The organism is Alteromonas sp. S005, from assembly GCF_036864475.1.
In the GTDB taxonomy this organism is placed as follows: Bacteria; Pseudomonadota; Gammaproteobacteria; order Enterobacterales; family Alteromonadaceae; genus Alteromonas.
Map to the genome: position 1 here is coordinate 1 of NZ_JAZETN010000045.1, position 1,188 is coordinate 1,188.

The window sequence follows — 1,188 nt, forward strand, 5'->3', positions numbered from 1 at the left end:
GACGCATTCATGCGTGGCGGCTTCGCCATTATGCCCCACATGCCTGCGCCCCTTATTTAAAAGTTAGGTGTTTCTGTGATATCCGAGTATTTTGATAATTGGGAAGTAAAGGAAGAGTTTTCGCAAGAATTCATTTCCTTGTGGGATGGTTGGCTTGGTCAAAATGAGTGTTATAAACTTGATGAAGTAACCGAATATGAATGGGAAAGATTTAATCAACTAATAAAACTGCTTCATACAGAATATGAAATGTACGCTGTAAACCTAGAAAGCGGTACCATTTATAAGCTTGAAAACTTAGATAAATATTTGCCTACTTACGAAGAAGATATGGATGGAGGACAAATTAATTTCACTACCATTATTATTCCTTCATTAAATGCTGTATTGGCGGAAACGTGGGATTTCACATATATTCTTTATCACAAAAATAATGGTGCAGTTGAAACACTCAAGCCTCTAATTAAAAAGAGTAATTTGTTCAGTTTTAGTAACTAAACACCTAACAAATCACTCAAGGCTCTCGCTTCGCTCGCTGGGACGCTAACACATGGGCTGCGTCACTTCGTTCCTAATTTTAGCCCATGTGTTATCGCCCCTTAGTGGGGTGTTATATTTCACGGAGATTTTAGTGGACGAAAGGGATGAGAAAGCACTGAGTGACATCGAAGAATTTGGATGTCACGTATTAAAAGTCATGGAAGGGGATGGAGAACCCTGCTTTAGCTATTCGATTGGAATCAACAAGCAACAAAACAAACCGGATTTAATTATTGTCGGTCTCAAGCTTGATTTGGCTCACTCTGTTATTAATAACTATAAAAATCGTTTACTTGCAGGTGAAATCTTTGAACCTGGTAAATACTATTCTGATTTTCTTGGTGGCTTTGATGTTTGTTTCATAAAAGTGGACAAATCACATTACGAAGAATATTTAGGCTGGGGACTGTGGCTACATGATGGTGATGATTTTGATGTGTTACAAATGATATGGCCAACAACTGATGGTTTTTGGCCTTGGTTTGATGACAGGTCAGAATATTACAGGTGGGCACAGCCTGTATTAAATGAGTCCGGAGCACTAAGTGAAATATAACAAAACGCTGTTGGCACTCCCTTCGGTCGTTGGGACGCAAACACGGGGCCGCTTCGCGATTATAGCCCCGTGCTTGCGCCCCAAAGCTTAGC

2 protein-coding genes are annotated in these 1,188 nt (G+C 40.0%); both read left to right on the forward strand.

Features of this window, described 5'->3' with window-relative positions:
* Window positions 1-75 precede the first annotated feature (75 nt).
* Complete coding sequence (locus V7R55_RS19470) at window positions 76-498, forward strand: hypothetical protein (RefSeq protein ID WP_334061021.1); 423 nt, start codon at window positions 76-78, stop codon at window positions 496-498.
* A gap of 133 nt (window positions 499-631) precedes the next feature.
* Window positions 632-1,096, forward strand: coding sequence for a DUF4262 domain-containing protein (locus V7R55_RS19475; RefSeq protein WP_334061023.1), 465 nt, complete (start codon window positions 632-634; stop codon window positions 1,094-1,096).
* The last annotated feature ends 92 nt before the right edge of the window (window positions 1,097-1,188 follow it).